6 protein-coding genes and 1 tRNA gene are annotated in these 2,419 nt (G+C 27.4%); all 7 read right to left on the reverse strand.

The genetic code is table 11. The features are described from left to right. A tRNA-Leu gene (locus tag BM384_RS16690) sits at positions 1–89 on the reverse strand. 190 nt (positions 90–279) lie between these two features. Next, positions 280–687 carry a S1 domain-containing RNA-binding protein gene (locus BM384_RS16695; RefSeq protein WP_090015341.1) on the reverse strand — a complete coding sequence of 136 codons (408 nt, stop codon included), beginning with the start codon at positions 685–687 and terminating at the stop codon, positions 280–282. A gap of 52 nt (positions 688–739) precedes the next feature. Continuing rightward, positions 740–1,030, reverse strand: coding sequence for an FtsB family cell division protein (locus BM384_RS16700; RefSeq protein ID WP_090015343.1), 291 nt, complete (start codon positions 1,028–1,030; stop codon positions 740–742). 80 nt (positions 1,031–1,110) lie between these two features. Continuing rightward, positions 1,111–1,500: a spore cortex biosynthesis protein YabQ gene (gene yabQ, locus BM384_RS16705; RefSeq protein ID WP_090015344.1), complete on the reverse strand. Its 390-nt coding sequence runs from the start codon at positions 1,498–1,500 to the stop codon at positions 1,111–1,113. Between the two features lie 8 nt (positions 1,501–1,508). Further along, entirely contained in the window at positions 1,509–1,796 is a 288-nt protein-coding gene (gene yabP, locus BM384_RS16710) for a sporulation protein YabP (protein ID WP_090015346.1), read from the reverse strand. A 49-nt stretch (positions 1,797–1,845) separates the two neighbouring features. Beyond that, a complete protein-coding gene (locus BM384_RS16715) occupies positions 1,846–2,106 on the reverse strand; it encodes an RNA-binding S4 domain-containing protein (RefSeq protein WP_090015348.1) in 261 nt (86 codons plus the stop codon). A gap of 176 nt (positions 2,107–2,282) precedes the next feature. Next, positions 2,283–2,419 (reverse strand): zinc ribbon domain-containing protein (locus BM384_RS16720; RefSeq protein WP_139232165.1); only part of this gene is annotated, 137 nt, incomplete at its 5' end.

Here is a 2,419-nt window from a genome sequence, read left to right on the forward strand (position 1 = left end):
TGGTGCCGAAGACCGGAATCGAACCGGTACGGTGTTTAACCACCGCAGGATTTTAAGTCCTGTGCGTCTGCCAGTTCCGCCACTTCGGCAAGCTGTTTCCTTTCTGCTGTTCCCAGCGACAAAATTAATTATATAGCATCATTAACATCCTGTCAACATTTTTTTATACTTTTTTTATTTTCTTTTTTAAGCTTACTCTAAACACGTATAAATACTAAAATAAAAGATGCTTAATAAAATCAAGCATCTCTCCTCTATATCTATATGATCTAAAACTAATTAAGATCTGTTTTTACTATTCTTACTCTTAAATTCTTGATGTCTTTTAACATCTTGCATCTTTTCTTCGCTATCTTTTAAAAACTTAGATATTTTATCTTCAAAGTTTGAATTTGAAGCTTTAGTGTTCTTTTCACTATTCCAATCAAATTCCATTGGTTTTACTGATTTTTTCTTAACATTTGCTTGCTTTATAGATAAGCTAATTTTACCATTATCATCTATTGAGATAACCTTAACTTTAACTTTATCTTGTTCACTTAAATGTTCTCTTATATCCTTTACAAATGAATCTGCCACTTCTGAAATGTGTACTAATCCTGTCTTACCGTTCACTTCTACAAAGGCTCCAAAATTCGTAATGTTAACTACTGTTCCTTCTAATATGTTTCCTGCCTCTAAGGTCATGTTTAAAAGATTCCTCCTTAAAATAATATATATGTTATTTAGATATAATAACCTAGTCTTGTGAATTTGAATCAACAGTTTTCATCTCTACTGAAGTTTCACCATTTTTCACCATATTAAGTCTTTCTCTAGCCAACTTTTCAAGATATTCATCTGATTGAGCTTTCAAATTTTCTTCTTGAAGTCTTTCATTCTTTTCTTGTAACTCTTGAAGCTGTTCTTGCTTAGCTTGTATATCTTCTTCTATCCTTTTCATTGTTTTTTCTTGCCTAACAAGACTCACAATAAAAATAACTGAAAGTACTAAGATTATTAAGTTTTTTATTGTTAACTTTTTTTTCATCCATAGCACCTCATTAATAAAATCTATAAGTATATTGTAATCACAATGCGTATTTTATTCAAGTTATTTTTGATAGTTCTTCACTTTTTATTTTCCATTTTTTCTAAAATAATTTTTAAAGGGTAGATAATATTTTTAAATGTTATACGAAATCCTTTAAATATTTTCATTATGATAATTTTTTCGATTTTAATAATTTTTTCACTTAGTATCTTAAAATACAATATTAATGATATAAATATAAATAAATAAACGTATACTCCTAAAAATGCGTAATTAAAGTATAATAAAAATGTAAATATTATTCCGGAACATAAAATCCAAAATAGCAAATCTTCTATCCATATCAATATTTTATTAACATTTAGTCCACGTATAATTCTATACACATCAAAAAACATACCAGTCAATATCCCTGCTAAAAGGCTATAAATAACTATATTAAATTGAACACTTAATTCTAATGGCATATTACCTTTTATTTAAATATCCTTTTTATAAAATCTTTTTTGCTCTTCTTTACGCCTTTTTTAGAATATACTAAAGATGAAATCATTCCTGCAATGATTACTTCTCCATTTTGTACATCTAATTTATCCACCTTTAATCCTTCACCTTTAACAGTTATTTTCCCTAGACTGGTATTTAGAAGTATTGTTTCCTCATCAAAATTGATAATTTCAATTACTCCTGTTAGTGTAAGTTTTTTTCTATTTTCCAATGATAGATTGCTTTTTTTAATTTCGTCCATGTCTTTCTCCCACATAAATTGATATTAAAAATATATGTAGGATAAATAAAATTATTCTAAATTATTATTCCTTATCTTCTTCGCCTTCAAGAATAATGTACATATCCTTGGCATCTTCTTTTTTAACATGTTGAGCTATATTTACAACTTTAGCTTTTAAAGATCTGCTGGCAAATTGAATTTCTATAATATCATCTTCTTTAACATCTGTAGATGCTTTTGCTATTTTACCATTAATAGAAACTCTTCCATTTTCACATGCTTCTTTAGCAACTGTTCTTCTTTTTATAATTCTTGAAACCTTAAGATATTTATCTAATCTCATATTTTTTCTCCGTTGCCAAAACCTTATAAAACTTTATAAAGCTTGTTTGATTCCTTATTCAACCTGTCTGATTTTGTAATGAATAAATTCATATACTACTTTCATTTGATATGACAGTCCAAAGGCGTAAATTCGGGTACAACGCACCCTACATATTAACAATATCTTGATAGTGATTAAATTGCTAATTCGTATCTACTAAGATTAATACTTGCATTGTAATCTCTATTTATACTTAGACCACATGAGCATTTATATGTTCTATCTTTAAGTTTTAAATCTCTTTTAATAGATCCACATGAGCTACATAATT

The sequence above is a fragment of the Clostridium sp. DSM 8431 genome (genome assembly GCF_900116755.1).
GTDB lineage: Bacteria > Bacillota > Clostridia > Clostridiales > Clostridiaceae > Clostridium.